This is a genomic window from Promicromonospora kroppenstedtii DSM 19349, assembly GCF_000515355.1.
GTDB classification, from domain to species: Bacteria; Actinomycetota; Actinomycetes; order Actinomycetales; family Cellulomonadaceae; genus Promicromonospora; species Promicromonospora kroppenstedtii.
Genome location: NZ_KI911680.1, coordinates 6394 through 6794, shown reverse-complemented (window position 1 = coordinate 6794; position 401 = coordinate 6394). Strand labels below are relative to the sequence as shown.

Annotated in this window: 1 protein-coding gene; it reads left to right on the top strand. The window is 75.3% G+C overall.

The features are described from left to right. On the top strand, positions 1–401 hold a 401-nt coding region (locus PROKR_RS14305), incomplete at both ends, for an SDR family NAD(P)-dependent oxidoreductase (protein ID WP_036964333.1).

The window sequence follows — 401 nt, the reverse complement described above, 5'->3', positions numbered from 1 at the left end:
CGGGGCGAAGGCCGCCGCGGAGCTCGGGGCGCGGTTCGTCCAGCTCGACGTGACCGACGACGCCTCGGTCGCCGCCGCGCTGGCGACCGTCGACGCCGAGGCAGGCCGGCTCGACGTCCTGGTCCACAACGCGGGCGTGCTGGACACCGCGCTCGACGGCCCCACCGCGCTGCGGTCCTTCGACACCAACGCGGTGGGCATCGTGCGCGTCACCGAGGCGGCGCTCCCCCTGCTGCGCCGGTCGGAGAGCCCGAACGTGGTGACGGTGTCCAGCAGCGCCGGGTCGTTCTGGGCCGTGACCAACCCCGAGCGCCCCGAGTACGGCCTGCCGATCGCGCTGTACGCGGCGTCCAAGGCGGCGGCCACCATGCTGACCGTGCAGTACGCCGAGGCGCACCCCG